Source organism: Pseudoxanthobacter sp., assembly GCF_036822375.1.
Classification (GTDB): Bacteria; Pseudomonadota; Alphaproteobacteria; order Rhizobiales; family Segnochrobactraceae; genus Pseudoxanthobacter.
This window is the reverse complement of the sequence record NZ_DAISHT010000252.1, coordinates 1-1,232: the sequence shown is the minus strand read 5'-3', so window position 1 is coordinate 1,232 and position 1,232 is coordinate 1. Positions and strand designations below refer to the sequence as shown.

The 1,232-nt window shown below is 66.3% G+C and carries 1 protein-coding gene; it reads right to left on the bottom strand.

What is annotated here, in order from left to right; all coding sequences use genetic code 11:
- The coding region (locus V7067_RS15850; protein ID WP_334176870.1) for an LON peptidase substrate-binding domain-containing protein at positions 1-794 on the bottom strand (794 nt) is incomplete at its 3' end.
- Between the last annotated feature and the right edge of the window lie 438 nt (positions 795-1,232).

Sequence of the window (1,232 nt, the reverse complement as noted above, 5' to 3'; positions counted from 1 at the left end):
TCGGCCGCCTCGTCGCGGCCGTCCTCGCCGTCGCCGAGTTCCTTCTGGATCGCCTTCATCTGCTCGTTGAGGTAGTACTCGCGCTGGGTCTTCTCCATCTGGCGCTTGACGCGCGAGCGGATGCGCTTTTCCACCTGCAGGACGGAGATCTCGCTCTCCATCATGCCCAGCACCTTTTCAAGGCGCTCGGCCACCGAGGCAATCGCCAGGATCGCCTGCTTCTCGGGAATCTTGACCGCCAGATGCGAGGCCACCGTGTCGGCGAGCTTGGAATAGTCCTCGATCTGGGTGACCGCGCCGACCACTTCCGGCGAGACCTTTTTGTTGAGCTTCACGTAGTTGTCGAACTCGGCCACCACCGAGCGCGCCATCGCCTCCACCTCCACGGGGTCGGCGATCACGTCGGCAACGCGCTTCACCTCGGCCTCGTAGATGTCGGCCCGGTCGCGGAAGCGCTCGATCTCGGCGCGGGTCGAACCCTCCACCAGCACCTTCACGGTGCCATCCGGCAGCTTCAGCAGCTGCAGCACGGTCGCCAGCGTGCCGATGGGATAAATGGCCTCGATGGCCGGGTCGTTGTCCTCGGCATTCTTCTGGGTCGCCAGCAGAATGTGCTTGTCGTTGCGCATCACCTCTTCGAGGGCGCGGATCGACTTTTCGCGCCCCACGAACAGGGGCACGATCATGTGCGGGAAGACGACGATGTCGCGCAGCGGCAGAACCGGCACGACCTCCGGCCCGCCATCGGCGGCTGCCGGCGGAAGTTCGGCACGGGGGTCTTCGTTCGTGGTCATGAAGGACCGTCCTTTCTGAGCCATGGCCGATTCGCCTGAATTAAAGCACGAACCGCGCCAGTGGTCCCGGGGGAGGAGCCCGGACAATGCGCCTGTGCCGACCGGACCTGCTGGCATTTGCCGCTTGTTGCCGCCGCGCCGGCAAAGAACCGGAGCGGACGGCAGAAGCACCTGCAGGGCCGGATATCGCATTGTCCCGGCCGGGCCGCATGCCCGCGGAAGACTGGCACACGCGCCCCGGCCGCACCGGGTCTGTCGATCAATTAGGTGGGCAGAGCCCCGGCCCGTGTCAAGGCGACGCAGCCGGCCGCGCCGCCTTAATCCACGGCCCCCTCGCAGCACGCCGGGGTGCCGGAACGGCAACGGGCGCCGCAACCGCCATCCGGTCGCAGCGCCCGCTGAAAGGGAGGATCAAATTGTCTCTGCCGGCACACTGTC